This window comes from Rhodoplanes sp. SY1 (assembly GCF_046000175.1).
Taxonomy (GTDB): Bacteria; Pseudomonadota; Alphaproteobacteria; order Rhizobiales; family Xanthobacteraceae; genus Rhodoplanes.
On the sequence record NZ_JBEOMB010000540.1, the window covers coordinates 1 to 517 of the forward strand.

General features: G+C 69.1%; 1 protein-coding gene. It reads left to right on the forward strand.

The genetic code is table 11. The features are described from left to right. A partial coding sequence (locus ABTU92_RS30830) for a winged helix-turn-helix domain-containing protein (protein WP_408095320.1) occupies nucleotides 1-487 on the forward strand: 487 nt, incomplete at its 5' end. Between the last annotated feature and the right edge of the window lie 30 nt (nucleotides 488-517).

Below are 517 nucleotides of genomic sequence, written 5' to 3' on the forward strand. Positions count from 1 at the left end.
GCGCGCGATTCGGGGCCGCAACGAGCGTGTGCCGATCGTCGTCCTGTCGAGCCGCGACGACGAGGCCGGCAAGGTGGAGGCCCTCGACCTCGGAGCGGACGACTACGTGACGAAGCCGTTCGGCATGGAGGAGCTGCTCGCCCGCATGCGCGCCGCGCTGCGCCACCAGCTCCAGGTGCAGGGCGAGCGGCCGGTGTTCCGCTCCGGCGATCTCGTCGTCGATCTCGTCCGCCGCATCGTGCGGGTCGGAGAGCGCGACGTGAAGCTGTCGCCCAAGGAGTACGACCTGCTGCGCCTCCTGGTGCTCCATGCCGGCAAGGTGCTGACCCACAAGTATCTGCTCGGCGAGCTGTGGGATGCGCACACCGATGCCCAGTATCTGCGCGTGTATGTTCGGCAGCTCCGCCAGAAGATCGAGGCCGATCCCGAGCAGCCGCGATACATCCTGACCGAGACCGGCATCGGCTACCGGCTCCGCGCTCCCTGATCAGGTGTCGACGGCGCGCGGGCGGTTCGG